Source organism: Actinoallomurus vinaceus (assembly GCF_039542055.1).
GTDB classification, from domain to species: domain Bacteria; phylum Actinomycetota; class Actinomycetes; order Streptosporangiales; family Streptosporangiaceae; genus Actinoallomurus; species Actinoallomurus vinaceus.
This window is the reverse complement of record NZ_BAABHK010000017.1, coordinates 160,581-187,014: the sequence shown is the minus strand read 5'-3', so window position 1 is coordinate 187,014 and position 26,434 is coordinate 160,581. Positions and strand designations below refer to the sequence as shown.

At 71.6% G+C, this 26,434-nt stretch carries 26 protein-coding genes; 12 read left to right on the top strand and 14 right to left on the bottom strand.

What is annotated here, in order from left to right:
• Positions 1 to 2 precede the first annotated feature (2 nt).
• From ABEA24_RS42665 to ABEA24_RS42655, 3 genes are all read right to left on the bottom strand, one after another.
• Positions 3 to 1,199 (bottom strand): steroid 3-ketoacyl-CoA thiolase, encoded by a 1,197-nt coding sequence (locus ABEA24_RS42665; protein ID WP_345439453.1) that lies wholly within the window; start codon positions 1,197 to 1,199, stop codon positions 3 to 5.
• A 206-nt stretch (positions 1,200 to 1,405) separates the two neighbouring features.
• A complete protein-coding gene (locus tag ABEA24_RS42660; RefSeq protein ID WP_345439451.1) occupies positions 1,406 to 1,645 on the bottom strand; it encodes a DUF397 domain-containing protein in 240 nt (79 codons plus the stop codon).
• Positions 1,646 to 2,512, bottom strand: a complete 867-nt coding sequence (locus ABEA24_RS42655; RefSeq protein ID WP_345439449.1) for a helix-turn-helix domain-containing protein — start codon at positions 2,510 to 2,512, stop codon at positions 1,646 to 1,648.
• 187 nt (positions 2,513 to 2,699) lie between these two features.
• On the opposite strand from ABEA24_RS42655, the gene ABEA24_RS42650 reads away from it, so the two are divergent.
• Positions 2,700 to 3,206, top strand: a complete 507-nt coding sequence (locus ABEA24_RS42650; protein WP_345439447.1) for an ATP-binding protein — start codon at positions 2,700 to 2,702, stop codon at positions 3,204 to 3,206.
• A 102-nt stretch (positions 3,207 to 3,308) separates the two neighbouring features.
• On the opposite strand, the gene ABEA24_RS42645 is transcribed toward ABEA24_RS42650, so the two are convergent.
• From ABEA24_RS42645 to ABEA24_RS42635, 3 genes are all read right to left on the bottom strand, one after another.
• On the bottom strand, positions 3,309 to 3,578 hold the full coding sequence (locus ABEA24_RS42645) for a DUF202 domain-containing protein (RefSeq protein WP_345439445.1): 270 nt from the start codon (positions 3,576 to 3,578) through the stop codon (positions 3,309 to 3,311).
• Complete coding sequence (locus ABEA24_RS42640) at positions 3,575 to 3,922, bottom strand: YidH family protein (RefSeq protein ID WP_345439443.1); 348 nt, start codon at positions 3,920 to 3,922, stop codon at positions 3,575 to 3,577. Before ABEA24_RS42640 ends, ABEA24_RS42645 begins: the two co-directional genes overlap by 4 nt.
• Before the next feature lie 563 nt (positions 3,923 to 4,485).
• Positions 4,486 to 5,139 (bottom strand): hypothetical protein, encoded by a 654-nt coding sequence (locus ABEA24_RS42635; RefSeq protein ID WP_345439441.1) that lies wholly within the window; start codon positions 5,137 to 5,139, stop codon positions 4,486 to 4,488.
• A 736-nt stretch (positions 5,140 to 5,875) separates the two neighbouring features.
• Between ABEA24_RS42635 and ABEA24_RS42630 the strand changes: the two genes are divergently transcribed.
• Together ABEA24_RS42630 and ABEA24_RS42625 are read left to right on the top strand one after the other, a co-directional pair.
• Complete coding sequence (locus tag ABEA24_RS42630) at positions 5,876 to 10,339, top strand: cation-translocating P-type ATPase (protein WP_345439439.1); 4,464 nt, start codon at positions 5,876 to 5,878, stop codon at positions 10,337 to 10,339.
• A gap of 102 nt (positions 10,340 to 10,441) precedes the next feature.
• Positions 10,442 to 10,564, top strand: coding sequence for a hypothetical protein (locus ABEA24_RS42625; RefSeq protein ID WP_345439437.1), 123 nt, complete (start codon positions 10,442 to 10,444; stop codon positions 10,562 to 10,564).
• Between the two features lie 62 nt (positions 10,565 to 10,626).
• Here the strand turns inward: ABEA24_RS42625 and ABEA24_RS42620 are convergent, their stop codons facing one another.
• A complete protein-coding gene (locus ABEA24_RS42620; protein WP_345439435.1) occupies positions 10,627 to 11,220 on the bottom strand; it encodes a TetR family transcriptional regulator in 594 nt (197 codons plus the stop codon).
• 231 nt (positions 11,221 to 11,451) lie between these two features.
• Here ABEA24_RS42620 and ABEA24_RS42615 point away from each other — a divergent pair, with 231 nt between their 5' ends.
• From ABEA24_RS42615 to ABEA24_RS42580, 8 genes are all read left to right on the top strand, one after another.
• On the top strand, positions 11,452 to 13,305 hold the full coding sequence (locus tag ABEA24_RS42615; RefSeq protein ID WP_345439433.1) for an AMP-binding protein: 1,854 nt from the start codon (positions 11,452 to 11,454) through the stop codon (positions 13,303 to 13,305).
• A 10-nt stretch (positions 13,306 to 13,315) separates the two neighbouring features.
• Positions 13,316 to 14,380 (top strand): acyl-CoA dehydrogenase family protein, encoded by a 1,065-nt coding sequence (locus ABEA24_RS42610; protein WP_345439431.1) that lies wholly within the window; start codon positions 13,316 to 13,318, stop codon positions 14,378 to 14,380.
• Positions 14,380 to 15,552, top strand: coding sequence for an acyl-CoA dehydrogenase family protein (locus ABEA24_RS42605; protein WP_345439429.1), 1,173 nt, complete (start codon positions 14,380 to 14,382; stop codon positions 15,550 to 15,552). The genes ABEA24_RS42610 and ABEA24_RS42605 overlap by 1 nt, the downstream gene beginning before the upstream one ends.
• Positions 15,553 to 15,562: 10 nt before the next feature.
• Positions 15,563 to 16,843: an OB-fold domain-containing protein gene (locus ABEA24_RS42600; RefSeq protein ID WP_345439427.1), complete on the top strand. Its 1,281-nt coding sequence runs from the start codon at positions 15,563 to 15,565 to the stop codon at positions 16,841 to 16,843.
• The gene (locus ABEA24_RS42595) at positions 16,840 to 18,009 is read left to right on the top strand and encodes a lipid-transfer protein (protein ID WP_345439425.1); all 1,170 of its coding nucleotides are present in this window, start codon (positions 16,840 to 16,842) and stop codon (positions 18,007 to 18,009) included. Before ABEA24_RS42600 ends, ABEA24_RS42595 begins: the two co-directional genes overlap by 4 nt.
• 146 nt (positions 18,010 to 18,155) lie before the next feature.
• Positions 18,156 to 18,503: a hypothetical protein gene (locus ABEA24_RS42590; protein ID WP_345439423.1), complete on the top strand. Its 348-nt coding sequence runs from the start codon at positions 18,156 to 18,158 to the stop codon at positions 18,501 to 18,503.
• Positions 18,504 to 18,572: 69 nt separating this feature from the next.
• Positions 18,573 to 19,289 carry an SDR family NAD(P)-dependent oxidoreductase gene (locus ABEA24_RS42585; protein WP_345439421.1) on the top strand — a complete coding sequence of 239 codons (717 nt, stop codon included), beginning with the start codon at positions 18,573 to 18,575 and terminating at the stop codon, positions 19,287 to 19,289.
• Positions 19,286 to 19,645: a nuclear transport factor 2 family protein gene (locus tag ABEA24_RS42580; RefSeq protein ID WP_345439419.1), complete on the top strand. Its 360-nt coding sequence runs from the start codon at positions 19,286 to 19,288 to the stop codon at positions 19,643 to 19,645. The genes ABEA24_RS42585 and ABEA24_RS42580 overlap by 4 nt, the downstream gene beginning before the upstream one ends.
• Before the next feature lie 77 nt (positions 19,646 to 19,722).
• Here the strand turns inward: ABEA24_RS42580 and ABEA24_RS42575 are convergent, their stop codons facing one another.
• The 3 genes from ABEA24_RS42575 to ABEA24_RS42565 all read right to left on the bottom strand — a co-directional run bounded on the left by ABEA24_RS42575 (position 19,723) and on the right by ABEA24_RS42565 (position 21,780).
• Positions 19,723 to 20,160 (bottom strand): hypothetical protein, encoded by a 438-nt coding sequence (locus tag ABEA24_RS42575; RefSeq protein ID WP_345439417.1) that lies wholly within the window; start codon positions 20,158 to 20,160, stop codon positions 19,723 to 19,725.
• Between the two features lie 10 nt (positions 20,161 to 20,170).
• Complete coding sequence (locus ABEA24_RS42570; RefSeq protein ID WP_345439415.1) at positions 20,171 to 21,253, bottom strand: DUF6745 domain-containing protein; 1,083 nt, start codon at positions 21,251 to 21,253, stop codon at positions 20,171 to 20,173.
• Between the two features lie 86 nt (positions 21,254 to 21,339).
• Positions 21,340 to 21,780 carry a hypothetical protein gene (locus ABEA24_RS42565; RefSeq protein WP_345439413.1) on the bottom strand — a complete coding sequence of 147 codons (441 nt, stop codon included), beginning with the start codon at positions 21,778 to 21,780 and terminating at the stop codon, positions 21,340 to 21,342.
• A gap of 496 nt (positions 21,781 to 22,276) precedes the next feature.
• Between ABEA24_RS42565 and ABEA24_RS42560 the strand changes: the two genes are divergently transcribed.
• Positions 22,277 to 23,107, top strand: coding sequence for an NAD(P)H-binding protein (locus tag ABEA24_RS42560; RefSeq protein WP_345439411.1), 831 nt, complete (start codon positions 22,277 to 22,279; stop codon positions 23,105 to 23,107).
• Between the two features lie 28 nt (positions 23,108 to 23,135).
• Here ABEA24_RS42560 and ABEA24_RS42555 read toward each other — a convergent pair whose 3' ends face one another.
• The 4 genes from ABEA24_RS42555 to ABEA24_RS42540 all read right to left on the bottom strand — a co-directional run bounded on the left by ABEA24_RS42555 (position 23,136) and on the right by ABEA24_RS42540 (position 26,351).
• Positions 23,136 to 23,783: a Type 1 glutamine amidotransferase-like domain-containing protein gene (locus ABEA24_RS42555; RefSeq protein WP_345439409.1), complete on the bottom strand. Its 648-nt coding sequence runs from the start codon at positions 23,781 to 23,783 to the stop codon at positions 23,136 to 23,138.
• Between the two features lie 32 nt (positions 23,784 to 23,815).
• Positions 23,816 to 24,178 (bottom strand): hypothetical protein, encoded by a 363-nt coding sequence (locus tag ABEA24_RS42550; protein WP_345439407.1) that lies wholly within the window; start codon positions 24,176 to 24,178, stop codon positions 23,816 to 23,818.
• A gap of 419 nt (positions 24,179 to 24,597) precedes the next feature.
• Complete coding sequence (locus tag ABEA24_RS42545; protein ID WP_345439405.1) at positions 24,598 to 25,242, bottom strand: LuxR C-terminal-related transcriptional regulator; 645 nt, start codon at positions 25,240 to 25,242, stop codon at positions 24,598 to 24,600.
• Entirely contained in the window at positions 25,230 to 26,351 is a 1,122-nt protein-coding gene (locus ABEA24_RS42540) for a sensor histidine kinase (protein ID WP_345439403.1), read from the bottom strand. The genes ABEA24_RS42545 and ABEA24_RS42540 overlap by 13 nt, the downstream gene beginning before the upstream one ends.
• Between the last annotated feature and the right edge of the window lie 83 nt (positions 26,352 to 26,434).

The window sequence follows — 26,434 nt, the reverse complement described above, 5'->3', positions numbered from 1 at the left end:
TCTCAGACGCGTTCGAGGATGGTGGCGGTCGACAGGGCGCCGCCGGCGCACATCGTGACCAGGGCCGTGGAGGCGTCGCGGCGCTCCAGTTCGTGCAGGGCCGTGGTGATGAGCCGGGCCCCGGTGGCGCCGACCGGATGGCCGAGGGCGATGGCGCCGCCGTTGACGTTCACCCGGTCCAGGTCCGGCTCGTGGACCGACGCCCAGGACAGGACCACGGACGCGAACGCCTCGTTCACCTCGAACAGGTCGATGTCCCGCATGGACATGCCCGCCGACGCGAGGACCGTGGACGTCGCCTGGACCGGGCCGTCGAGGTGGTAGTACGGCTCGGCGCCGACGAGCGCCTGGGCCCGGATCCGCGCGCGGGGTCGCAGACCGTGCGCCCGCGCCCGTTCTTCGGACATCACCAGCACGGCCGCCGCGCCGTCGGAGATCTGCGAGGACGTTCCGGCCGTGTGCAGCCCGTCCCCGGCGGCCGGTCGCAGCCTCGCCAGGCCGCCCCGCGTGGTCTCGCGCAGCCCCTGGTCGCGGGTGACGGTGCGGACCTCCCCGGTCGGCGCGCCGTCGTCGCCGAGCACCGGCGCCTCGATCGGCGCGATCTCACGCTCGAACCGGCCGTCCGCCTGGGCCTTGGCCGCCAGCTGCTGAGAGCGCAGGCCGAAGGCGTCGAGGTCCGCGCGGGTCAGGCCGCGGCGCGCGGCGATGCGCTCGGCGGCGGTGAACTGGTCCGGCAGGTCGATCGACCAGTCGTCCGGGCGGGGGCGCACGTACGGGTGCCGTCCGCCGGCCTCCTCGCAGGGGCCCGTGCTCGCGACGTTCGCGCCGAGGGGCGCGCGGCTCATCACCTCGACACCGCAGCCGATCGCGGCCTCGACGACGCCGGCGTGGATGAGGGCGGCGGCCAGATGAACGGCCTGCTGGCTCGACCCGCACTGGGCGTCGATCGTCGTGACGCCGACCTGGTAGGGCAGTCCGGCGTAGAGCCAGGCGTGGCGTCCGACGTGCCCGCCCTGCTCACCCGCCTGGGTGACGCAGCCGGCGAACACCTGGCCGATATCGGCCGGGTCGATCCCGGCGCGCTCGACGGCGGCGCGCTGGGCGTGGGCCAGCACCGCCTGGGGTTTGAGCCCGGCGAGCCATCCGCGGCGCTTGCCGATCGGTGTGCGTACGGCTTCCACGATGACCGGCGAGCCCATCTGGCCTCCTGCGGTTACGACGCTTCACCGAAACTATAACCCGTTCTAAGACGGTGTCTGCAAGCCTGTCCGCCTCTGTCGATGACGGAGAGAACTTGTTCTTGTTCGGTTTCGAGTCGGAGAGCGTGGCCGCGGAGGCCGGTGTGGTGCCCCTTCGGTTACCCCCGGCCGAGGATGCCCGGGCGGGGGTGTTGTGTGCGATGTGGTCAGGCGATCAGCGTGTCGAAGTCGCCGGCCTTGGCGCCCTGGATCAGGGCCTCGATCTCCGCCTTCGTGTAGACCAGGGCGGGTCCGGCCGGATGCCGGGAGTTTCTGACCGCGACGCTCCCGTCGGGAAGCTGCGCCAACTCGACGCAGTTACCCTGCGAGTTGCTCCGGTGGCTCTTCTGCCACCGCACGTCGGCGATATCCGTGGCGGACATGCCGTTGTAGACCCGATACTGCATTCATGTCTCCTGGAGAATCCTGCTGAGGATCTCGGCGGTGTTGTCCGGAGGTGCGCTGACCACACAGAGGCGTTCCATCGCCTCCATGTAGGCGTCCACGTCGTCGCGTCTGTCCAGGTACAGCGCACTGGTCAGTTGCTCGACGTAGACCACGTCCGGCAGGTCCGATTCGGGAAACCGCAGGATGGTGAACGCCCCGGCCTCGGCGGTATGACCGCCGACCCGGAACGGCAGCACCTGAAGAATGACGTTCGGCAGCTTCGTCGCCTCGATGAGGCGCTCGATCTGGCCGCGCATCACTTCTCGTCCCCCGATCGGGCGTCGCAACGCCGCCTCGTCCACGACCGCCCACAGTCGGGGTCCGTCCCCTCGGGTGAGCAGCTTCTGACGAGTTATCCGCAGGCTGACCCTCTGCTCGATCTCTTCCGGAGGCGCGGCCGAGTTGCCCAGGGAGATGACGGCGCGGGCGTATTCCTCGGTCTGTAGCAGACCGGGGATGAACTGGACCTCGTAGGTGCGGATCAGCGCAGCCGCCTCTTCCAGCCCCACGTAGGTCTCGAACCAGCCCGGAAGAACGTCCCCGTACCTGTGCCACCAGCCAGGAGTGTTGGCGTCCTGGGCCAGGGCGAGAAGGGTCTCCCGATCTCGCTCGTCCATGACGCCGTAAAGGGTGAGCAGGTCGGCCACGTCGCGCTCCTTGAAGCCCACCCGGCCCAATTCCAGGCGGCTCATCTTGGAGCCGGAGGCCCGGATGGCGTATCCGGCCTCCTCGCGCGTGATGCCCTGCCGCTCCCGCAACCGGCGCAGCTGAGCACCGAGGAGCCGGCGAAGAACGGTCGGTCCTCCTGCGGGCTGCGCTGTGTCCACCCCTACCTCCATGAGCATCGGTCAGCGCACAGTCTGCCACTCCCTTCCCTCTATGTCAGAGCTTGCACGATCGTCTGCACGTGCATCGGGCCTTGCATCTGCAAGGCATGTCGAGCAGGATAGCGCGCGAGGCACGCCGATCACTGCTTCCCAGAGGATCGCGATGACAGCACACGGAGCGCGCTGGATGACCGGTGAGAAAGTCGACGAAGCGCATGAGTGGCTGTGGTCGGCGATCGCGCGGGGTGGACCGTGGTCCGATCACGCCCGGTCGGCCATGAACGTCGGATCGAACGCGATCACGCTGGACCTCTCCGCGGTGCCCGAATGCGTCCGGGAGGCCCGGGAGTTCGCTCGCAAGGGACTGGCGGGCTGGGGCCTGACGGCCATGTACGACGACGTCGGGCTCGTCGTCTCCGAACTCGTCACCAACGCCCTGCGGCACGCCGTCGGGGGCCGTCCCTTCGGCGATACGCCGATCACTCTCGGCCTCGTACGCGCGGAGGGCCGGCTGACCTGCGCGGTCGCCGATCCCAGCGATGAGGTGCCGACGCAGGGGGAGGCCGATTTCGTCTCCCAGAGCGGGCGCGGCCTCTATCTCGTCGACGCGTTCAGCGACTCGTGGAGCTGGACGCCGCTGTACGGCCACGGAAAGGTCGTCTGGGCGATCTTCACCATCCGCCGCGGGTACTGACCGGTCCCGGCGCTCCCGACCTCACCGACCGGCGCTTCCAACCTCACTGACCGGCCCCCGACCCGGCTGACCGGTCCAGCGCCCCCATCTCCGCGCTCCCGCTCACAGCAGCACCACGCCGGCGACCGCGATCACCATGCAGGTGCCGACCGCGAGAACGCCCTCCATGCGCGACATCGGCGGCGGGGCGCCGTTCGCGCGCAGCAGCCGCCGCCTGCGGTGCGCGATGACCGTTAGGGTCACCGGGGCGAGCAGGGCCGCCGCCCCCACCGGAAAAGCGATCTTGAAGGCGAGCAGGCCGACCGCCCAGCAGGACAGCGCCGTGCGCAGCCACGCGAGTTCCGTTCGCTGGGCCTGCAGACCGGAGCTCACCGGGTCACGATCCCGCTCACGAGGGTGAGGGCGAACAGGATCGCCACGCCCGCCGCCAACAGGGTGGGAAGCGGGTCACGTGGCAGGCACACGCCCAGCCGCATGGCCTCCTGCGCCCGTCGCCACCGGACGTAGGCGAACGGAGCGATCAGAACGCTCAGGGCGATCGCGCCCAGTCCGATCTCGCGGTGCCAGCCCGGCAGCACCACGCCCTGGATGCCGCCGGCCAGCGGTATGCCGAGCGCGGCCAGCCCGAAGGACGTCCGCACCCAGGCCAGCAGCGTCCGTTCGTTGGCGAGCGAGAACCGGTAGTCGGGCTCGTGCCCGGGTTCCTCGTCCGACATGTTCCTCCTCACGAGAGTCGAACCCCTTCTCACGAGAGTCGAGGCCGAGTCGATGATGCACGTACCCGCTGCCCGGACTCGCCGCCGCCCTCTACGAGACGGCGTACCGGCGCGCTCGCCCGACCCTGGCTGGGAACAATCCCAGCGTTTGGTGCAAATCGCCTGAACTTGTCCTCTGTATGACCCTGACCAGGGAAAAGGTCTGTCCGGATCTCCTCTTGTGGGCTTGTGTCGAGGCCTTTCGCGGAGCAACGTGGACCTTCGAGAGCGGAAACGGTGTTCCGGCACGAGCGGGGGATGGTCGGCATGGCCGTGCAGAAGAAAGCCACGAAGAGCAAGCCGGCGTCGTCGAGGACGACGCGAACGACGACCACCTCCAGGGGCGGCCGAACGGAGGCCGCGACCCGGACGTCGCGCCGCGCGGAGCACGGGGCGAAGGTCCCGGTCCCCGTGGTCATGCCGCACGTGAAGGTCATGAAGGTCCCCGTTCCCGGGGCCTCCTACGTCGGCGACGCCGGACGGGCCGCCGCCTCCCACCTGCCGCCCCCGGAACGGCTGGCGTTCTACGGCGGTCTGGGCGCCGCAGCGGTCTTCGGAATCATCGACTGGCCGGTGGCGGCCGCCGTCGGCCTCGGCACCATAGTGGCACGCCGTGCCTTCGGCGGCCGACGCGGAGCCGCCCGGCCCACCCGGGCCGCGCGGGAACAGGCCACCGGAGAAACGGCGGGCGCGCCGGCCGCCACGAGCCGGACGGCGGGCAGGACCACGAGCAGGAGCCGGACCACGACCGGCGGCAGGACCGCCGCGAGCAGGACGACCACCGGTAGGTCGACCACGAGCAGGACGGCGTCGAGCAGGACGGCCGCGAGCAGAACGGCTGCGGGCAGGACCGCGAGCCAGAGGGCGACGGCGAGCCAGGGCGCGACCGCGAGCCAGTCCGGCGGCGCCGGGGGCTCGACCAGCCGGTCGAGGGCGACGCAGGGCGCATGACGGCCGGGCCCCTGACCGATGCCGCTGCCACGCCTCCTCCAGACCGCGACCGGTCTGCTCCAGGCGACGACGACTCTGCCCGGTACGGTCGCGCGGGCGTCAGGCGGAACGGCAGCGGTCCCGGGCCTGCTGGCGCGCGCTTCGGGTGAGGCCGCGCGCCTCTCGGGGGCCGCCGCCGTGCGGGCCTCGGGAGAAGTCGCGGCGGCTGCGACGCGCCTTTCAGGCACCGCCGTACGGGCCTCTGGGGAGGTCGCGGGCGCGGCGGGGCGGCTGCCTGGCGCAGCCGTACGGGCCTCAGGAGATGTCGCGGGTGCTGTGGCGACGCTTTCCGGCACCGCCGCATGGGTCTCGGGCGAGGCCGCAGGTGCGGTGATGCGTCTTCCGGGTGCCGCGGTACGGGCTTCGGGTGAGGCTGTGGGTGCGGTCGCGCGTGTTCCGGGTGCCGCCGCGTGGGCGTCGGGTGAGGCTGTGGGTACGGTTGCGCGCCTTCCGGGCGCTGCCGTGCGGGCGTCGGGTGAGGCTGCGGGTGTGGTGGCGACGCTTTCCGGTGCCGCGGCGTGGGCCTCGGGTGAGGCCGCGGGTGCGGCGGGGCGCCTTTCGGGCGCCGCCGTGCGGGCGTCGAGTGGGGCCGCAGGTGCGGTGACGCGTCTGCCGGGTGCCGCCGTGCGGGCGTCGGGTGAGGCCGTCGGTGGGGTGGTGTGTCTTCCTGGGGTCGCTGCGCGGGCCTCGGGGGAAGTCGCGGGCATGGTCGCGGCGCTTTCCGGCGCCGCCGTATGGGCCTCGAGCGAGGCAATGGGTGCGGTGACGCGGCTTCCCGCTCCTGCCATGCGGGCGTCGGGAGGGGCCGCCGGTGCGGTGATGCGCTTTCCGGGTGCCGCTGCGCGGGTGTCGAGTGGGGCTGCGGGTGCGGGGGCGCATCTTTCGGGGGCTGCGGTGCGGGGGTCGAGTGGGGCCGCGGGTGCGGTGACGCGTCTTCCGGGTGCCGCCATGCGGGTGTCGGGGGAGGTCGCGCGTCTGCCGGGTGTGGTCGGCCGGCTTCCCGGGGCCGCCGTACGGGAGTCGGGGGCCGTGCTGCGGGCCGTCGTGGAGGCGATCGAGGAACGACGGGTACACCGGGCCGAGGGGCGGACGAGCATCCGCGTTCGCGGCGTGCACCACCCCGGCCGTGAGGACATGGCGACGGACCTCGTCGCCGAGATGCTGAAGGTCGCGGGCGTCGCGCGGGCGGAGGTCAACGGCGTTCTCGGGACCGTCATGGTGATCGAGGACGGCGAGGTGCCCGTCGACCAGCTCATCGACGTGGTCGAGAAGGTCGAGGACCGCCACGGCGCCGCCGACGACCCGTACGCCCGGCATCGCGACCCGGCGCACCGGAAGGGGGTCCTGCGGGAGACGGCCCTCGTCGCGGCGTACCTGACCGGTGCCGGCACCGCGATCGCGGGCCGGCTGGCGCTGCGCGCCGTCCCCATCCCCCCGGCCGTGGGCACCGCGATCGCGATGGTCGACTCGACGCCTCAGGTGCGGGAGCGGCTGTCGCAGATGATCGGGCACGCGGCCACCGACATGGTCATCGGCAGTGCCCTCGCGACCGCGCAGGCGCTGGCGCAGCAGCCGGTCGGCCTCCTCATCGGCTCCGTGCACCGGGGCGTCCGGGTGGGGGAGATGCGCGGGCATCAGACGACCTGGCACCGGCGCGTGGAGCACCTGGTCCAGCACGAAGGCGCCTTCGACGCCCCGGCCATGCATGAGCCGGAGCGGCCCGTGCCGATGCCCCACGGACCCGTGGAACGGGTGGCCTGGACGGTACCGGCGGCGATCACGGCCGCGGTGGGCACGTACTTCTTCACGCGCGACGGCGCGCGGGCGCAGGGAGTGCTCGCCGCGGGCGTGCCGCGGGCGGCGCGGATGGGCCGCGAGGCCTTCGCCACGCAGATCGGCCGGATCGCCGCCGACCACGACATCGTCGTGCTGAACCCCGAGAGCCTGCGCCGGTTCGACCGGATCGACCACGTCATCGTCGACGCCTCGGTGCTGCGCACCGGCGACATGATGATCGAGGACGTCGTCCCCCTGTCGCCGGCGGTCGGCGCTGAGGAGGCCCACGAACGCGCCCACGCGCTGGTCGACCTGGAACGGCCGGACGTCCGGCAAGAGGAGGGCGCCTGGGTGGTCGCCCCGGTACGGCCGGCCGGGGCGCGCCGCCGTGGCACGGGCGACTTCGTGTCCGCATCCGGCCTCCCGGCGGTCGCGCGCGAGCACGCGGCCGAGCTGCGGGAGCGGGGCGCGAGCGTGCTCCTCCTGACCCGCGACGGCGAACCCGTCGCCCTCGTCTCCGTGGTCGCCGAGCTCGCTCCGCTGGCCGAGGCGCTGATCACCGCCGCGCGGGGAGTCGGGTCGGTCGCGGTGGCCGGCGCCGCGCCGCTGGCGCAGCGGCTGAACGTGGACCGCAGGGTCGCGGGCGGGAACCGGCTGCTCGCCTCCGTACGACAGTGCCAGGAGGAGGGGCGTGCCGTCGCGCTCGTCGCGGCGCACGGCGGTGAGTCGCTCGCGGCGGCGGACGTCGGCATCGGCGTGCTGAGCCCAGGCCACCGGCCGCCGTGGGGCGCGCAACTGCTGTGCGGCCCCGGCCTGGCCGAGGCGTGCGTGCTGCTGGAGTCGATGCCGGCGGCGAAGCAGGCCAGCGCGCGGGCCGCGCACACCGCCGCCGTCGGGTCGGCGTCGGGGGCGCTGCTGGCCGCGGCGGGGTCGTCCGCCGGGGCGGCGCGGCGCGCGCAGCTCGCGGTCGACTTCGCCACCATCGCTGCGTTCGCCGTCGGCACCTGGTCGGGCCGGGTCCTGGCCCGGCGGCCCGCCCCCGTCCCGCAGGACCGTACGCCGTGGCACGCGTGGCCGGCCATGGCCGTGCTGAGCCGGCTGCACTCGTCGGCGTCCGGCATCGACGAGGACGAGGCCGCCCGGCGGCGCTCCGACCTGGGGGAGGAGGTACGGCCGCCAGGCCTGGCGCAGGTCACCGTCGAGGAGCTCGACAACCCGCTCACGCCGGCGCTCGCGGCGGGCGCCGGGGTCTCGGCGGTGATGGGATCGATCACGGACGCGGCCCTGATCAGCGCGGTCCTCGGGGTGAACGCCGTGATGTCCGGCCTCCAGCGGGTCCGCGCCGACCGCGCGTTGCGGCGGCTCGTCGACCTGAGCGCGGTACGCGTCCGGCTCCGCCGTCCCGGCGGGGACGGCGAGGACGGCGAGGAACCGCGGGCCACGGCCGACGAGCTCGTCCCCGGCGACGTCGTCGTGCTGACCGCCGGAGACGCCGTGCCGGCCGACCTGCGCCTGCTGGCCGCCGAGGACCTGGAGGTCGACGAGTCCAGCCTCACCGGGGAGTCGCAGCTGGTCACGAAGAGCCCCCGGCCGAGCCTGTCGCGGTCGGTCGCCGAGCGGGCCTCGATGCTGTACCAGGGCACGGTGATCGCGGCGGGGAACGCGACCGGTGTCGTCGTCGCGACGGGCGCCCAGACCGAGGTCGGGCGCACGATGCGGCAGGCCGGCGGCGAACGGCGTCTGGGCGGGGTCGAGGCGCGCCTGCGCGCGCTGACGGAGGTGACGCTGCCGGTCGCGCTCGGTGCGGGGGCGGTCCTCTTCCTGTCGGACCTGCTGCGCGGGCATTCGATGGCGCAGGCGCTCGGGCCGGCGGTCAGCCTCGCCGTCGCCGCCGTCCCCGAGGGACTGCCGTTCGTGGCCACGGCCGCCGAGCTCGCGACGGCGCGCCGGATGTCCCGGCGTGGCGCGCTCGTCCGCAACCCGCGCACGATCGAGGCGCTGGGCCGCATCGACGTGCTCTGCTTCGACAAGACGGGCACGCTGACCGAGGGCAGGCTGCGGCTGCGGCAGGTGTCCGACGGCATGGCGGCCGCCCCGGTGAAGAAGAAGCAGCTGTCGCCGTACTTCCGGAGGATCATCGCGGCCGCCGTCCGCGCGACCCCGGACCCCGGCGGCGGCCGGCTGCCGCACCCGACCGACCGGGCGATCATGAGGGCGGCCCGGAAGCTCGACATGGCCGCGGGCGAGGGCCTGAAGTCCTGGGAGCGGGTCGACGAGCTGCCGTTCGAACCCGGGCGCGGCTACCACGCCGTCCTCGGCCGGACGGACGGCCGTCAGCTGCTGAGCGTCAAGGGCGCACCGGAGATCATCCTGGAGCGGTGCGACACCTGGCTTCGGGACGACGGGCCCGTCCCGTTCGACCAGAAGGCGCGGGAGAAGGTCGAGCAGGAGGTGGACCGGCTGGCGCGTCTGGGGTACCGGGTGCTGGCGGTCGCCGAGCGCCCGGCGTCGGGGCGCCGGGATTTGACCGAGTCGCGCATCGACCGGCTGGGCTTCCTCGGCCTGGCCTGCATCGCCGACCCGGTCCGGCCGACCGCCGCCGAGGCCGTGGACCGGCTGCGCAGGGCGGGCGTCGACGTGGTCATGATCACCGGTGACCATCCGACGACCGCGGAGGCCATCGCCGCCGAACTGCGCCTGCTGAACGGCCGGATCTTGACCGGGCCCGACCTCGACGCCCTGCGCGACGAGGAACTGGCCGACGCGCTGGCCGGGGTGTCGGTCTACGCCCGGGTCAGCCCCGCGCAGAAGGCCCGCGTCGTCCAGGCCCTCCGGGCGGCCGGAAGAGTGGTCGCCGTCACCGGCGACGGCGCCAATGACGCCCCGGCCATCCGGCTCGCCGACGTCGGCATCGCGCTCGGCGAGCGCGCCACGCCGGCCGCCCGCGAGACCGCGGACGTCGTCGTCACGGACGACCGGATCGAGACGATCACCGACGCGATCGCCGACTGCCGGGCGATGTGGCGGTCCACGCGTGACGCCCTGGCCGTGCTGCTCGGCGGCAACCTCGGCGAGATCGCCTTCACGGTGGGCACGGGCCTGCTCAGCGGGCGCAGCCCGCTCAACGTGCGCCAGCTCCTCCTGGTCAACCTGCTCACCGACATGCTCCCCGCGATCGCCCTCGCGGCCCGCCCGCCGTCCGGCGTGACGCACGAGGAGCTCCTCGCGGAGGGCCCGGACCGGTCGCTGGGCGGCGCGCTCACCCGCGACGTGACGGTGCGCGCGGGCGCCACGGCGGGCGCCGCGCTGGTCGCGTGGGTACTGGCGAGGATGAGCGGCACCCGCGGCCAGGCCGACACCACCGGTCTGGTCGCGCTCGTCACCACGCAGCTGGCTCAGACGATCGCGGCCGGCGGGCGCGACCCGCTGGTGCTCGGCTCGGGCCTCGCGTCAATCGCCGCGCTGGGGATCATCGTGCAGGTGCCGGGTCTCAGTCACTTCTTCGGCAGCCGTCCCCTGCTGCCGCACTCCTGGGCGATCGCGCTGGGCTCGGCCCTGGCCTTCGCCGTGGCCGCGGTGCTGTTGACGCGCCTGCGGCGAAACAGGGTCTGACTTGGGAAAATATTCACTCCGTCGTCATCCCCGACAGTCGCTTTAATTCGGACAAAGAGGCATACTTCACGCGAAGGTATCCCTCAACCCCGTAGGTGCCCCATGCCTGACATCGTGTCGGCGGTCCTCGCGAAGGCGCTCGTCATGCTTCTCGAGGCCCTCCTCACCCGGCTGGCCCTCTACCTGATCCGCACCGGGATGTTCCAGCAGATCATGGCCGCCTGACCGCCCCGGGGGCGGGTCGTGGACCCGCCCCTCACCGGCCGGTCTCGCCGTGCCTCCCGGCGTCAGAAGTCGGCGAGCAGGCGGGCCGCGGCGATCTCCAGCCGCACCTGGATCACCTCGTTCGTGGTGTGGCCGCGCAGCACTTCCAGCATCTCCATCACCCACACGCTGCTCAGCGACCGCAGCAGCACCCGGCTCTCGTCGGTCCCCCGCTCGGCGTCGGTCGCCGTCACCCGGGCCAGCATGCCCGCCATGCGGTCGCCGAAGTCCGTCTTGACGTCCGACAGCAGCAGCGACCTGATCAGGGCATCGGCGAGCTCCGGCTCGCGCATCAGTCCGCGCGTGGCGCGCATCAGCACCTCGACGGCGCGCCCGGCCGCGGTCGCCGAGCGGGGCGGGCGGCGATCGAGGCTGCCCTCGAGGGTGTCCATCTCCTCGCTGACGACGGCGACGACCAGGTCCATCTTGGACGGGAAGTAGCGGTACAGCGTGCCGAGCGCCACTCCGGCGCGCTCGGCGACGGTGCGCATCTGCATCGCCTCGACGCCTCCGCGGGAGGCGAGGGCGGCGGCCGCCTGGACGATGCGGCGGCGGCGCTGGTACTGGCTGCGGGAGCGGACCCCCTGGTGGCTGGCGGCTGCGGACTCTGCCGTCACGACGACTCCTTGGGCTGGGAGCGCGGTGCCCCGCCCGCGCGTGTCGAGCACCAGAGTACCGCTGGCGAGAACACGTTATGTATTACCGGAGTGTTGCGGGGATGAGGAGGTTTCACCGAGGTAAGCGGACTCTGACATCCCTTCGGGTGCGGTCGTCGATCTCCGGCAGTGGACACATATTAGAATCTGTTCTAGTTTTCATCCGGGTGAGACCGACCGGGAGGTGATGCGGTGTCCGGCACCGTGGCCGACCTGCTCCGGGCGCGGGCCGCCGACGACCGCGTGGGCCTGCGGTTCGGCGACGCCGCCTGGACCTGGCGCGAGGTCGTCGGGGAATGCGCCGCCCGCGCCGGCTGGATGGCGAGGATTCCCAGAGCGAGGATTCCCAGAGCGGCGATGCCGAGAGGCACGCGCCCGCTGCACGTCGGAGTCCTGCTCGACAACGTCCCCGAGTTCGTCTTCCTGCTCGGCGGCGCGGCCCTGTCCGGCAACGTGATCGTCGCGCTCAACACGACCCGTAGCGCCGACGAACTGGCCGGCGACGCGACGCGCGCCGACTGCGACCTGATCGTCACCGAGCCGCGCCACGCGGCCCTCGCGGACCAGGTCGCCTCCCGTACCGGCCTCCCGGTCGCCGAACCCCGCCCGGCCCCGCCCTTCGACTCGCCGGTGCCGGTTGATGCGGCCGCGGCGGCCTCGCCGCTCGGCGCGCCCCCGCCGGTCGCGCCGTCCGGTGCCGCGCCGGTCACACCCGTCGACGTCCCGGCCCCGGTCGCGCCTTCGGAGGCGCCTGCATCGGTCGCGCCGGTCGACGCGCCCGCGCCGGTCGACGCGCCCGCGCCGGTCGACGCGCCCGCGCCGGTCGACGCGCCCGCGCCGGTCGACGCGCCCGCGCCGGACACGCTCCTGATGCTGATCTTCACGTCCGGCACGTCGGGGCGGCCGAGGGCGGTGCGGGTCACGCACCGGAAGGTCGTCGTGCCCGGCGCGATCCTGGCGGGCCGCCTGCTGGGCCCCGACGACGTCGTCTACTGCCCCATGCCGCTCTTCCACTCCGGCGCCGTCATGGCGGCGTACGCGCCGGCGCTCGCGGCCGGCGCGCAGCTCGTGCTCCGCGTGCGGTTCTCGGCCTCCGGCACGCTGCCCGACGTCCGCCGGTACGGCTGCACGTACCTGCACTACGTCGGCAAGGCGCTGTCGTACGTCCTGGCCACGCCCGAACGCGCCGACGACGCGGACAGCCCGCTGCGGGTCGCCTTCGGCAACGAGGCGGCCCCGCTGGAGCAGAAGCGGTTCGGCGCGCGGTTCGGCTGCGCGGTCGTCGACGGCTACGGCTCCACGGAGACCGCGATCGCCCTGTCGCCCGACCCGGCCGGACCGCCGGGAGCGCTCGGCCGCCTCGGTGACGGCATCAGGATCCTCGATCCGGAGACCGGCCGGGAGTGCCCGCCCGCGCGGCTGGACGCCGACGGCCGCGTGACCAACGGCGACGAGGCGATCGGCGAGCTCGTGAACACCAAGGGGCTCGGCCTGTTCGACGGCTACTACAACGAACAGGCCGACGACCGGCTCCGGGACGGCATGTTCTGGAGCGGCGACCTCGCCTACCGGGATGCCGGCGGCTTCGTGTTCTTCGCCGGGCGGCACGCCGACCGGCTGCGCGTCGACGGCGAGAACTTCGGCGCCGCCCAGGTCGAGCGGGTGCTCGGCGAGCTGCCGGGCGCGGAGGAGCTCGCGGTGTACGGCGTGCCGGACGTCGCGGCCGGCGACCAGGTGATGGTGGCGCTGGTCGGCGACTTCGACCCCGACCGGTTCGCCGCGTACCTGCGCGGCCGCGCGGACCTGGGTTCCAAGTGGACGCCGCGCTACGTCCGGGTCGCCGGCCGGCTTCCGTGCACGGCCTCCAACAAGGTCGTCAAGCGCGCGCTCGCGGCGGAGGCCTGGAACACCTCCGATCCGGTGTGGTGGCGGCCTGGCCGGGAGCCGGAGTTCCGCCGCATGACCGCCGAGGACGTCGACCGGCTGCGCGCCGAGTTCGAGAGCCGGGGCCGGGGACGCCTGTGGCCCTCCGGCGCCACGGAGTGAGAAGGGGACCATGGACTTCGACCTGGACGAGAACGCGCGGGAACTACAGGGACTCGCGGCCGGCCTGCTCGAACGCGAAGTGACGACCGAGCGCCTGGAGGCGCACGAGAGATCCGGCGCCCCGTACGACACGGCGCTGTGGAAGGCCCTCGCCGACGCCGGGCTGCTCGGCGCCTGCCTGCCCGAGGAACTGGGCGGCGCCGGGCTGGGGGCGGTGGAGTTCGCGGTCGTCCTCCGGGAGGTCGGCGCGCGCGTCGCCCCGGTCCCCGCGTACGCCTCCCTCGTCGCGGCGATGACGCTCGCCCGGCACGGCGGCGCGGAGCGGCTCGCCGGCTTCGCCGACGGCGGCTCGGTCCTGAGCGTCGCCTTCCGCGAGCCGGGCACCGGCCTCACGACGACCGCACGCCGCGACGGCGACGCGTACGTCCTCGACGGGATCAAGACCTTCGTCCCGTACGCCGGGCAGGCCGACCTCATCCTCGTCCCGGCGCGTCTCGTGGACGGGATCGGCGTCTTCCTCGTCGAGCCCGGCCAGGCGACATTCGCCCCGCAGCCGTCGGCCACCGGCGAGCCGCTGTCACGGATCGGCCTGGAGGGCGTACGGGTCGGCGCGGACGCGCTGCTGGACGCCGGGGCGTACGGCACCCTCACCGGGTACGCCACCGCCGGCGCGGTCGCGATCGTCTCCGGCGTGCTCGACGCGGCCCTCACGCTCACCACCGAGCACGTCAAGACCCGCGAGCAGTTCGACAGGCCCCTCGCCGAGTTCCAGGCCGTCACCATGCAGATCGGCGACGTCTACATCGCCAAGCGCGCCCTGGACGTGGCGGTGTGGGCGGGCGTGTGGCGGCTCGCGGTGGGGTACGACGACGCCGCGGAGGTCCTCGCCGTCGCCGCGTACAACGCCTGCGACCCGGCGCTGAAGGCCTTCTACACCTGCCAGCACCTGCACGGCGGGCTCGGCCTGGACGTGACCTACCCGCTGCACCGGTACTTCGCGTGGGCCAAGCACCACGCGCACCTGCTGGGCGGCGCGGAGGCGCAGCTCGACGCGATTGGAGCTCTGGTGGCCTGATGTTCATCGACCTGACCGACGAGCAGAAGGCGCTCCGCGCCGAGCTGCGCGACTACTTCGCCTCCTGCCTGACCGCCGAGCAGCGCGAGGGGATCGCCGACGACCCGTTCGGCACGGCGTACATGGCGCACTGCCGGCGGCTCGGCCGCGACGGCATGCTCGGCATCGCGCTGCCCAAGGAGTACGGCGGCCGCGGCTTCGGGCCCGTCGAGCAGCAGATCTTCGCCAACGAGATCGCCCGCGCCGAGGTGCCGTACCCGATCATCACGCTGAACACCGTCGCGCCGACGCTCGTGCAGTTCGGGACCGACGAGCAGAAGAAGCGGTTCCTGCCCGGCATCCTCGCCGGGGAGTGCCACTTCGCGATCGGCTACAGCGAGCCCGGCGCCGGCACCGACCTGGCCGCGCTGCGCACCACGGCGGTCCGGGACGGCGACCACTACATCGTCAACGGCCAGAAGATCTTCACCTCGGGCGCGCACTACGCCGACTACGTCTGGCTGGCCGCGCGGACCGACCCGGAGGCCAAGAAGCACAAGGGCATCTCGATGCTCATCGTCGACTGCAAGGACCCCGGCTTCTCGTGGACGCCGATCGTCACCATGGACGGCCGCCACCACACGAACTCCACCTACTACCAGGACGTCAAGGTCCCGGCGGACCTGCTCGTCGGCGAGGAGAACAAGGGCTGGAACCTCATCGTCAACCAGCTCAACCACGAGCGGGTCACCCTCGGCCCGGCGGGGAACATCGGGCACACCTACGACCGCTTCGTCCGCTGGGCCCGGACCAAGAAGGGCCGCGACGGCCGGCCGCTCATCGAACAGCCCGACGTACGGCGCGCGGTCGCGCAGGTCCACGCGTACCTGCGCGTCAACGAACTCCTCAACTGGCAGGTCGCCGCGAACATGGACCTCGGCTGGCTCGGCGCGCCCGACGCGTCCGCGACCAAGATCTACGGGTCGGAGCGCATGCAGGACGTCGGCCGCGTCGTCGGCGAGGCGCTCGCCCGCTACGGCGATCCCGGCGACGAGGAGACCCGCGACCTCATCGACCGTCTCGACCACGGGGTGAAGGGCGCGATCGTGCTGACCTTCGGCGGCGGCGTGAACGAGATCCAGCGGGAGCTCATCGCGATGATCGGCCTCGGCCTGCCGCGCGCCCCCCGGTAAAGGAGAGATCTTGCACGATCAGTTGATGGCCCTCGCCGAGGAGCTGACCGCCGCGGGGGAGAGCCCCGGGTCCCCCTGCGCGGACCCGGTGAACGCCGCGATGATCCGCAACTGGACCCAGGCGCTCGGCGACCACGGCGACCGCTGGGCGGAGACCGCCCCCCCGGCGATGATCCAGGTCTGGTCGATGCCGGGACTGGACCCCGGCAAGCCCCCGTCGATCGCGGACCGCGCCCTGACGCTGCTGAACGAGTCCGGGTTCACCGGTGTCGTCGCGACCAACTGCGAGCAGACCTACGACCGGTACCTGCGGCACGGCGAGCGGCTGCGCTCGACCATGAGGTTCGGCGGCGTGACCGGTCCGAAGCGGACCGGCCTGGGCGAGGGCTACTTCGTCACCTGGTACCAGGCCTGGTACTCCGGGGACGAGCGCGTCGCCGAGATGATGTTCCGGGTGCTGAAGTTCCGTCCGCGCACCCGCTCGGGCGGCGCGGCGAAGGGCCGTCACCCGCTGCGGCCCGCCGTCGGCCTCGACAGCCGCTTCTTCTGGGACGGCGTACGCGAGGGCGAGCTGCGCATCCAGCGCTGCGCCGAGTGCGGGCGGCTGCGCCACCCACCCGGCCCGATGTGCCCGAGCTGCCACGCGACCAAACGCGACCACGTCGCGGCGAGCGGCCGTGGCACGCTCCACAGCTACGTCGTCCACCACCACCCGCCGGTCCCCGGGCACGAGCCGCCGTTCGTCGTCGCGCTCGTCGACCTGGAGGAGGGCGTGCGCATGGTCGGCAACCTGCTCGACTGCCCGCCCGACCAGGTACGCGTCGGCATGCCCGTCGAGCTGTTCTTCCAGGAGATGGACAACGAGCTGACCCTGCCCCAGTGGCGCCCGGCGGGAGCGCCGAGGGCCACGCCGGAGCCGGCCGTGGAGGCCGCCGACGGCCTGCCGGGGCTGAGCGTCGAGCTGACGCCGACCTTCGTCATCGCCACCGCCCTGGCCACCCGCGACTTCACGCCGGTGCACCACGACACCGCCCTCGCCCGGGCGCAGGGGTCGAAGGACATCTTCCTCAACATCCTCACCACGATCGGCCTGGTCCAGCGCTACGTCCTGGAGCGTCTGCCGGACGCCGCCCTGGAGGGCATCTCCGTACGGCTCGGCGTCCCCGCGTACGCCGGTGACACGCTGACCATGACCGGCCGCGTCGTCGACGAGCGCACCGTCGAGGTACGCGGCGCGGTGAGTCTCGGCGACCACGCCGTCGCGACCGTACGACTCGAGGAGCGAGCATGACGATCTCCGGGAAGGCGGCGATCGCCGGGATCGGGGCGACCGAGTTCTCCAAGGAGTCGGGGCGCTCGGAGCTCCAGCTCGCCGCCGAGGCCTGCGTCGACGCGATCAAGGACGCGGGGCTGACGCCGTCCGACGTCGACGGCCTGGTGACGTTCTCGTCGGACACCAGCTCCGAGATCGCGGTGGCGCGGGAGCTGGGCATCCCCGGCCTGTCCTTCTTCTCCCGCGTCGAGTACGGCGGCGGCGCGGCCTGTGGCACCGTCGCCCACGCGGCGATGGCGGTGGCGACCGGGCAGGCGCGGACGGTCGTGTGCTACCGGGCGTTCAACGAGCGCTCCGGGCGCCGCTTCGGCCAGGCGGCGCCCCGCTCGGAGCACGCCGCCACGTCCACCGACCTGGAGTTCTCCTGGCACCTGCCGTACGGCTTCGCGACCCCGGCGGCCTGGGTGGCGATGTACGCCCGGCGCTACATGCACGAGTACGGCGTGACCAGCGAGGACTTCGGCCGGGTGGCGGTCGCCATGCGCCGCCACGCGGCGACCAACCCCAAGGCGTGGTTCTACGAGCGGCCGATCAGCCTCGACGACCACCAGGCGAGCCGGTGGGTCGTCGAGCCCCTGCACCTGCTCGACTGCTGCCAGGAGTCCGACGGCGGCGTCGCGATCGTCGTGACGAGCGCCGAACGCGCCCGCGACCTGCCCCACCCATCCGCGGTGATCAACGCGGCGGCGCAGGGCACGGGGCCGAACCAGATGATGATGTTCGGGTACTACGAGACGGACCTGGCGACCCTGCCCGCGATGGGGCGCGTGGGGGACACGCTCTGGCGGCAGGCCGGGATCGGGCCGGACGACGTGCGGACGGCGATTCTGTACGACCACTTCACGCCGTTCGTTCTGGTGCAGCTGGAGGAGCTCGGCTTCTGTGGGCGCGGGGAGGCGAAGGACTTCGTCGCGGACGGCGGCATCGAGTTGGACGGGCACCTGCCCGTCAATCCGAACGGGGGTCAGCTCGGCGAGGCCTACATCCACGGCATGAACGGCATCGCCGAGGCCGTACGCCAGATCCGCGGCACCTCGGTCAACCAGGTCGCCGGGGTCGAGAACGTCATCGTGACCGCCGGAACGGGCGTCCCCACGAGCGGCCTGATCCTCGGCCGGTCGTGACGGTCGGCGCTTATTCCACCGAGTCTTACAGTAAAGCTTACGTTGCTCACTGTTTGGTGCTATCGCGTTGACCTGCTCTGTCCCCGCTGGCTGTAGTTGAAATGGATGCTTTTGTCCATCAACGGCACGAGGACAGGGGGCACTCGATGCGTCATATCCGTCTGCTTCTGCTGACGCCCGTCCTGGGCGCCGGGCTGGTCATGGGTGGGGTCGCGTCGGTATCGGCGTCGGTGACGCCGATCGGTCAAGGGCATTCCGCGGTGAAGCCGCACCCCAGGCACAAGCACAAGAAACACGCCCGTGAGCCGTACGCCGCCGGATTCCGGCAGGGTTACTCCGAGGGGTTCGCCGATGGCAAGAAGGCCTGCCGCAGTATGGGGGTCGCGGCGCAGCGGCAGAAGACGACCACCGGCGTCGCCGCCTTCCGTGAGGGCTTCGCGGCCGGCTACCCGTCCGGCTTCTCCGCCGGATGCGCGGAAGCCAAGCACCACTGACGTCCTGGTCGGTCCCGGCGTTCTCCGCCGGGGCCGACGGATCCCACCCTTATCCCAAAGAAGATCATCATGAGTTCTCAGGACCAGAAGGTCGCAGTCATCACCGGCGCAGGCCAGGGCATCGGGGCCGGCCTCGTCGAGGCCTACCGCAAGCTCGCCTACGCCGTCGTCGCCACCTCGCGCACCATCGCCCCGTCCAACGACGCGGGCGTCCTGACCGTCCAGGGCGACATCGTCGACCCCGCCACCGCCGAGCGCGTCATCGCCGCCGCCGTGGAGCGGTTCGGCCGCGTCGACACCCTGGTCAACAACGCGGGAATCTTCGTCGCCAAGCCCTTCACCGATTACACCCAGGGCGACTACGCCGCCGTGACCGGTGTGAACCTCACCGGTTTCTTCTGGATCACCCAGCTGGCCGTCGAGCGCATGCTCGCCCAGGGCGGCGGTCACATCGTCAACATCACCACCAGCCTGGTCGACAACGCCGACGCTCGAGTCCCCTCCGTGCTGGCCTCACTGACCAAGGGCGGGCTGCAGTCCGCCACCAAGTCCCTCGCCATCGAGTACGCCACCCGCGGCATCCGTGCCAATGCCGTCTCACCGGGCACCATCAGGACCCCGATGCACCCCGAGGAGACCCACGAGGCCCTCGCCGCCCTGCAACCCGTCGGCCGGATGGGCGAGCCGAGCGACATCGTGGACGCGGTGATCTACCTGGAGAACGCCCCGTTCGTCACCGGCGAGATCCTCCACGTCGACGGTGGCGTGAGCGCAGGTCACTCATGACGGACACCGAAGTGATCCTGCGCGGCGTCCTCGACCAGTGGAAGGCGGGCGTCGACGCCCACGAGCCGCATCGGGTCGCCTCCCACTTCACCGAGGACGCGATCTTCCAGGGGCTGCACCCCTACAGCGTCGGGAGGCAGGGCGTCGCCGACTACTACGAATCCCAGCCCCTCGGCCTGTCGGCCGCGTATCGCATTCTGGAAAGCAGACGCCTTTCCGACGACCTCGTGCTCGGATACCTGGCCGTCGACTTCTCCTTCACCGACCGGCCCACGCTGAGCGTCAACCTCGGCGTACTGCTGAAGCGTTCGGGAGACGACTGGCAGATCGGCCACTACCAGGTCTCCCGCCTCTAGACCTGCCATCAGCGTGGGCAGCGCCCGAGCCGTGGACATGGCTCGGGCGCTGCCGCATGGTGGCCGCTTGAGATGGATCAGTCCGCGACGAGGCGGCTCCGGCGTCCCTCGCGCTCACGCTGCCGCCGGACGACGTACGTCCCGGGTGCGCAGCCGGTGGCTCCGTGCTCCGGATGCAGCAGGTAGGCGACGGCCGACGTCTCGAACACGCCGATCGCCAGCCCGTCGGAGTCGGAGACCCGCGTGGTCCAGCGGCAGGTGCCCGGGTCGGCGACGAGCGTGTGCGGGTTGCCACCGGCCTCGCCGCGCAGCAGCTCGACGCCCTCGGCCGGCACATCGGTCCAGGCCGGGTCCGGCCAGAAGCCCATGGCCGCCGCGACCATGGAGAAGGGGATGACGATGAGGTCGCCCTGGGCCTGAAGCCCGTCGACGACGGGGATTGTGACCGACGTCTCGAGGTGGTCGAGCACGGCGAGTCCGGTCTGCTGGGACAGGGAGGCAAGCGTCACGGTCATGGAGATCACCTCAGGTTCGTCGAAGAAGGAGGGAGTACTGCTCGGCGGACAGCCCGTACGTCCAGCCGGCGGCGGCGATCGGATCGTCGAGGAAACCCGGCACGGTCAGCCCGTACCTGCGGCGCCGCCCGTCGCGTTCCACGGACCCGTTGACCGCGAGGAGCACCCGGGCGTCCTTGCGCAGGTCGTACAGCTGTAGTTCCGATCCGAGGTTCCCCGGGTCCGGCGCGGTCGCGATCAGGCGCAGCCCGGCCTGGTCGATGTACGCGGCCCAGCCGATGTGCTCGATCGCGCACCGCCGGACCTCGACGTTCGTCTCGCGGGCGATCCGCTCGACGGTCGGGTCCGCGATGACCCAGGAGGGCACCGGCGTCCCGTGCCAGGCGTGGACGTCCCAGCCGTCCGCGTACCGCACGGCCGGGCCGTCCACGGAGTGGAGCCGGACCTCGCCGTCGTCGCCCCACACCTCGGTGCTCACGGCGACGGGCCGCTCCGAGAGCACACACGCCCCGTCGCGCGGCCACCACCAGCCGCACGACCGGGCCAGCGTGGCCCAGAGCTCGAACCGTCGCGTCAGCTCCGGGGAGAAACCCACCCCGGTCAATCGGCGGAAGGCGTCGTAGCGGGCGACCCAGGAGACACACTGTGTGCGGTACCAGGCGGTCGCCATGTGCAGCGGCGAGTCGTGGGCCGCGCGGAGCGCGATGACGATCGACCTGGACGAGGACTGGGCGAGCGAGATCTCGACCCGTCGGCGAATCAGCTCGTCCAATGGCCGGTCGGCCCAGCGCGCGAGGGCGTCGAGCTCATGGCGCAGCTCAGTTACCAGCCGCTCGAACCGTGACGGCAACGGCCACGCGGTCACGCGGTCGAGCGGTTCCGAAGGGCGCGGACGTACGCCCGGGGGAACGGTCGTCAGGGCTACGGCGGGTGAGGACACCCAGTGGAACCGTGGTGGATCGAGCCCGATCAGGCGGTAGAGCTCGGAGATGGCGGCCTCTGCGGCCGGACGGTCGGCGGGCGACGTCGACAGCAGCCGGCCCAGCCATTCTTCGCGGATTTCGGCAGCTTCCCGCTGCGGCAGCGCGCTCACCCGATGAAGGCGGCGTCCGCCTTTCCAATGATCATGTCCGAAGGGTGACAGATCGACCGCGCCCCTGTCCACCCGCCCACCGGCCGTCAGTTGTGTGGGTCCCCGAGCGTGAGCTTGACCTGGCCGGCGTCGACTTGGGCAGCGGTGAAGTTCACGACGCCATGGTGAGTGACCTCGACGCCGTAGAGCTTTTGCTTCGGGACGCCGGTCACGGTGAAGGGGAATGTGCAAGTCGTGGGACTATGGCTGGAAACGCCGCCGAAGTTCATGAATCCACCGGTATGGGCTTGGGATCCGATGGTGCCAGCGCCAACCTTTTTCCTCTTACCGTCGTAAACGGTCACCGGTGCTCCGGCAGCGATGTCGAGGTAGTCGCGGCCTATGGTGTAGCAGTAACCATCATCGGTCCACTGAAATTTGGTTGTCGGCGCATTCTTGTCCTCGATGACGATGCTTCCCTTGACCGCGACACTCGGGGTTTGGTGGCTGCATGCGGTGAGGACCAGGAGGGCCACGTCAGGCGACACGCGTGGCGTGTCGCCACAACGATGCCAAGGTCTATTGATGGGCGGTCGGGGTTCCTCCGCTGCCGAACGCGGCTTCGTGCCCGGATTGACCATTCGCTCCTGGACTGGTTGTATTCCAGGTAATCGAGGCAAATTACGGGACTCTTTTCCGTCCGGGACTGCTGCCCTTGTTCTGCGCCGTTTCGTCAGACGAGAATTTTCCCGCCTGAAGGTACGGCGCAGAACGAAGACCCTCGCCCGCTAACGACATTCAGGCGTTATGTCAGGTCTCGCCGTCCCCGGCGATCCCCGAGGCGAAGTGTCGGGGCCGGAACACGAGGCGATCGGCTTAGCGGAACGTCGTCCTTGTCGAAACGCCACCGAAGGCTTCGGAAATCGTCAGACGCGGCCTGTCCGTGTCGGAAGCCACCGGTGCGGTCGGTTCGGCTGGGCGATCGATGCTATTGAGTCGAGCCTGGATCCGGTCGAATGCTTCGCCGAGGATGGGAGAAGGACGATGACGACGTTGGTGATCGGGGCTCGCGGCAGCATCGGGCGAGAGGTCCTCAGGCTGCTTCTGGCCGCCGGCGAGCCGGTGCGTGCCTCGGTCCGTAACCGCGCGTTCGCGGATCTGCCGGCCGGTGTGCCGGTGGTCGCCGCCGATCTGACCAGACCGGAGACCCTGCCCGCCGCGCTGGACGGTGTGAAGAAGGTCTTCCTGTACTGCCCGCCCGAAGGGGTCGAAGGTTTCGCCAAGGCCGCCCAGGACGCCGGGGTCGACCACGTGGTGCTGTTGTCCTCGGGGTCGGTGCTGCTGCCGTACGCGGCCGGTAACGCGATCGCCGAGGAGCACCGTCTCGTCGAGCAGGCCTTGGCCGGCTCCGGGCTGCGCTGGACCCCGATCCGCCCCCTCGTACTGGCCAACAACGCCCTGAGCTGGGGCCATTCGATCCGCGCGGACAGTGTCGTCCGGCTGCTCCACCCCGAAGCGGCCATGGCGCCCGTACACGAGCGCGACGTCGCCGCGGTCGCCGTGGCAGGGCTCGACGGCGTCGACGACGTGAGCGGTGTGCTGACGGGCCCGGAGCCGATGACCCAGCGTCACCAGGTCGAGTTGATCGCCCAGGCGGTCGGCAGACCGATCCACATTGAGGAGCTCTCCGCCGAGGAAGGGCGCATTCATTTCAGCCGGTTCATGCCGCCGGACGCCGCCGACGCGGTCGTCGACCTCGTCACGGCCGCCCTGAACGGTGGCTCACCCGCCACGACCACGGCCCAGCGGGTACTTGGCCGAGTCCCCTTGCCCTTCGCCCAGTGGGCCCGCGACCACGCCGCCGACTTCCGCTGAGCCGGATCACCGTACGCGGGGCGGCCGGTCAGTGGACGCGGGCGTCGTCACCGTCGATCACGAGGACCTGTCCGTCGCGCAGCGGCCGATGTGGGACGCCCTCCGTGCGGTACCGCGCCGCGACCGCGTTCAGGGCCTCGCTCTCGGGGTGATCGGGGGAGTCGACGTGCGGCACGATGGCGTGGTCGAGGATGCCGAGTCCCGTCCAGGTCACCGGTTCGCCGTAGACGTCGGGAACGACCTGCGGGTCGTCGCAGTGCTCCAGGCCCCGCAGGCTCGGCGCGAGCACGCAGGCTCCGGCGCTGTACCCGGCGTACACGAGGGCGTCGCGGCGCAGGAGATCGGTCAGCGCGGTGTCCGCGCCACTGCGGGCGAGCGCGTGCCGGAGCATGAACACGTTCCCGCCCCGTACCCACACGGCGGGGAACCGGGCGAGCGCCGTCGCGACGGCGTCCGGCTGATCGAAGAAGTTACGTAGATCCAGCTCCACCGGCCGAAGGCCGAGGCCGGTCAGCGCGTCCAGCTCCCGGCGGACCCCGGCACGGCGTTCCTCCTCGGGCTGGGCGTCTATCGCGTTTGCCACCACCGCGACATCGCCCGGCCCGGAGCCGTCGAGTAGCGCGAGCAGCCGGTCCGGCCGGTCGCCAAGGCGGAATGAGGACAGGTACATGCGCATCGGGCACCCGTTCGTTGTTCGGAACGTCGCGGTCAATGACCTGGATCGGGCAGTACGGCGTCGGCCTCGAGAGGCCATGTGGCGGTACGGAGCGTGAGGCGGTCGCCGTAGGGGAACCAGTCCCCTTTGTCTTCGTCGGCCGGCAGAGGCGCAATGACGAAGTAGCGGTGCAGGAGCAACTCGCGGCGCCGTTCGAGGGGCAGGTCCGCGTTGGCGTCCTGCTCCGAGGCACGGTAGCCGTCTTCCAGATACTGTGCACCGTCCCAATTGAGGTGCAGCCCGTCGGGGTCGTCGTAGAAACGATGAAATTTGGTCCGATATTGGGAATTGCTGCCCCAGCCGACGGCGAGGTCATCGGTTCTTCGGGGATCGCGCCGGTGGGTGAAGTACAGCATGGACGTGGTCGCCACCTCGGCGTCGATCAGGCGGGAGGGTGCCCGCACGTGGACACCGGCCCGGCAGAACAGCAGGTCGCCGACGTGCGAACAGGGCTTCCAGGTACCACTCCCTCGACTCCTCATCGCCGGTGGACGGCCCTGGCGGCCACTCGCGGTGGCGAAGCGGCGCGACCGCGTCGAACAGTTCGGCCACTCTGGCGACCCACTCACGCAGGCCAAGGCGTTCTTCGCCGCGCTCCGTTTCGAGAAGGCGCTCATAGAACCGCCGGTAGACGAAAGCATCGAGGTCCACCGGCCTTGTCTACGGTCTGGTGCTCTATCCGCGCAACCGGAAAAGGCGCGGGCCGAGGACCGGCGGTGGACGGCGTATGCGCGGGTGCTCTGGCCGGCTTCCGGGTGGGTGTCAGAGACGGGGCTTATTGGCGGCTGAGGTAGGTGAGGACCGCGAGGACGCGGCGGTGGCCGCTGTCGGCCGGCGAAAGGCCGAGCTTGGCGAAGATGTTGCCGATGTGTTTGTGGACGGCGTTTTCGGTGATGACGAGCCGGGCTGCGATTGTGGCGTTGTCCTTTCCTTCGGCCATCAGGGCGAGCACTTGGCGTTCGCGCGGTGTGAGGTCGGCGATCGGGTCGTGGGCGTGACGGGTGAGGAGTTGCGCGATCACTTCGGGGTCCATGACGGTGCCGCCGGCGGCGACTCGCCGCACGGCGTCGATGAACTCGCTCACCCGGCTCACCCGGTCCTTGAGGAGGTAGCCGACGCCGCCGCGTTTATCGGAGATCAGTTCGGCGGCGTACTGCTGCTCGACGTATTGGGAGAGTACGAGCACCGGCAGGCCGGGGTGCCGGCGGCGGGCGTGGAGGGCGGCGTGGATGCCCTCGTCGCGGAAGGTCGGTGGTAGCCGTACGTCGACGATGGTGATGTCCGGCCGGTGTTCGGCGACGGCGTCGATGAAGCCGGGGGCGTCCTTGGTGATCGCGGCGACGTGGAAGCCTTTGGCGGTCAGCAGGAGTTCCAGCCCACTGGACAGCAGGACGTTGTCCTCGGCGATCACGACGCGCATGACAGGCTCACAGTGATCGTGGTCGGGCCACCGACGGGGCTGTGGATGCGGACGGTGCCGTCGAGCGCCAGGACGCGGTGGCGGATTCCGGCGATGCCGGTGCCCAGCGTCTCGTCGGCGCCGCCGATCCCGTCGTCGGTGACCTCGATCGTCAGCCGGTCACCGTCGCGTGCGACGCGGACGGTGGTCCGGGTGGCCCGGCTGTGCTTGGCGGCGTTGGTGAGCGCCTCGGCGATCGTGAAGTAGGCCACGGCCTCGACCGCGGCGGGGATCGTGCCGAGGTCGCCGATATCGAGGGTGGTGTCGATCGCCGATCGGGTCCCCAGGGCGGTCAGCGCCCCGGCGAGTCCGCGATCGGCGAGGATCGGCGGATAGATCGTCCGGATCACCGCACGAAGCTCCGCCATGGCCTCCTCGGTACCCTCATGCGCTTCCCGGAGGAGTCTGGCCAACATCTGAGGGTCCTCGCCCGACAACTCACGGGCCGCGCCCAGCCGCATCGCGATGGCGACCAGCCGAGCCTGGGTGCCGTCGTGCAGGTCACGTTCGATCCGGCGGAGCTCCGCGCCGTGCGCGTTCATGGCACCGGCGCGCGTCTCGGTCAGCGTCTCCACGCGCTGCGTCAACCGCTCGGCGGCCGAGGGGGACAGCAGCGCCACACAGATCCGGGCGTGCAGGCGCGCCAGCAGCGGAACCAGCCAGTAGGTCAGAGCCGCGAAGATGACGAATTGTGCGGTCCCCAGGGTCAACGCCGTACCCCACCCGGACAGCGGAACACCGGCGGCGAAGCCGCCCGCGCGGGTGCCGGCGGGCAACGCCCACCACAAGGGCACCGTCACGGCCGTCGCCACCGCGTTGCCCGCGCACACCACCACGACGAGCCCGAACGCCAGACTGGTCACGATGTATGTGCCCAGCCACCCGAGAACACGCCACGTACCGACACGGACGGGACCAGAACGCGGAGAAAGCAGCAACCGGCCGGCGCGGCGACGATGCCAGGACGCCCAGGCGCGAGCCATCGCCGGGACGAGGAATACGGGCAGCGCGAACAGGGCGACCGCAGCGGTCAACAGGCTCACCAGCAGATAACCCAGACCGCGCCACATCGCCGAAAGTCGACCGGCCCCATGGTGGTTCATCCGCACAAGTCTGAGCCACGGCGACCGAGCCCGGCACTACAGCCCACTAC

Coding starts and splice junctions, on each gene's coding strand:
- ABEA24_RS42665 (WP_345439453.1), bottom strand. CDS start 1,199: ATGGGCTCGCCGGTCATCGTGGAAGCCGTACGCACACCGATCGGCAAG.
- ABEA24_RS42660 (WP_345439451.1), bottom strand. CDS start 1,645: ATGCAGTATCGGGTCTACAACGGCATGTCCGCCACGGATATCGCCGAC.
- ABEA24_RS42650 (WP_345439447.1), top strand. CDS start 2,700: ATGACCGGTGAGAAAGTCGACGAAGCGCATGAGTGGCTGTGGTCGGCG.
- ABEA24_RS42640 (WP_345439443.1), bottom strand. CDS start 3,922: ATGTCGGACGAGGAACCCGGGCACGAGCCCGACTACCGGTTCTCGCTC.
- ABEA24_RS42625 (WP_345439437.1), top strand. CDS start 10,442: ATGCCTGACATCGTGTCGGCGGTCCTCGCGAAGGCGCTCGTCATGCTT.
- ABEA24_RS42610 (WP_345439431.1), top strand. CDS start 13,316: ATGGACTTCGACCTGGACGAGAACGCGCGGGAACTACAGGGACTCGCG.
- ABEA24_RS42605 (WP_345439429.1), top strand. CDS start 14,380: ATGTTCATCGACCTGACCGACGAGCAGAAGGCGCTCCGCGCCGAGCTG.
- ABEA24_RS42595 (WP_345439425.1), top strand. CDS start 16,840: ATGACGATCTCCGGGAAGGCGGCGATCGCCGGGATCGGGGCGACCGAG.
- ABEA24_RS42590 (WP_345439423.1), top strand. CDS start 18,156: ATGCGTCATATCCGTCTGCTTCTGCTGACGCCCGTCCTGGGCGCCGGG.
- ABEA24_RS42585 (WP_345439421.1), top strand. CDS start 18,573: ATGAGTTCTCAGGACCAGAAGGTCGCAGTCATCACCGGCGCAGGCCAG.
- ABEA24_RS42580 (WP_345439419.1), top strand. CDS start 19,286: ATGACGGACACCGAAGTGATCCTGCGCGGCGTCCTCGACCAGTGGAAG.
- ABEA24_RS42575 (WP_345439417.1), bottom strand. CDS start 20,160: ATGACCGTGACGCTTGCCTCCCTGTCCCAGCAGACCGGACTCGCCGTG.
- ABEA24_RS42560 (WP_345439411.1), top strand. CDS start 22,277: ATGACGACGTTGGTGATCGGGGCTCGCGGCAGCATCGGGCGAGAGGTC.
- ABEA24_RS42555 (WP_345439409.1), bottom strand. CDS start 23,783: ATGCGCATGTACCTGTCCTCATTCCGCCTTGGCGACCGGCCGGACCGG.
- ABEA24_RS42550 (WP_345439407.1), bottom strand. CDS start 24,178: ATGCTGTACTTCACCCACCGGCGCGATCCCCGAAGAACCGATGACCTC.
- ABEA24_RS42545 (WP_345439405.1), bottom strand. CDS start 25,242: ATGCGCGTCGTGATCGCCGAGGACAACGTCCTGCTGTCCAGTGGGCTG.
- ABEA24_RS42540 (WP_345439403.1), bottom strand. CDS start 26,351: ATGTGGCGCGGTCTGGGTTATCTGCTGGTGAGCCTGTTGACCGCTGCG.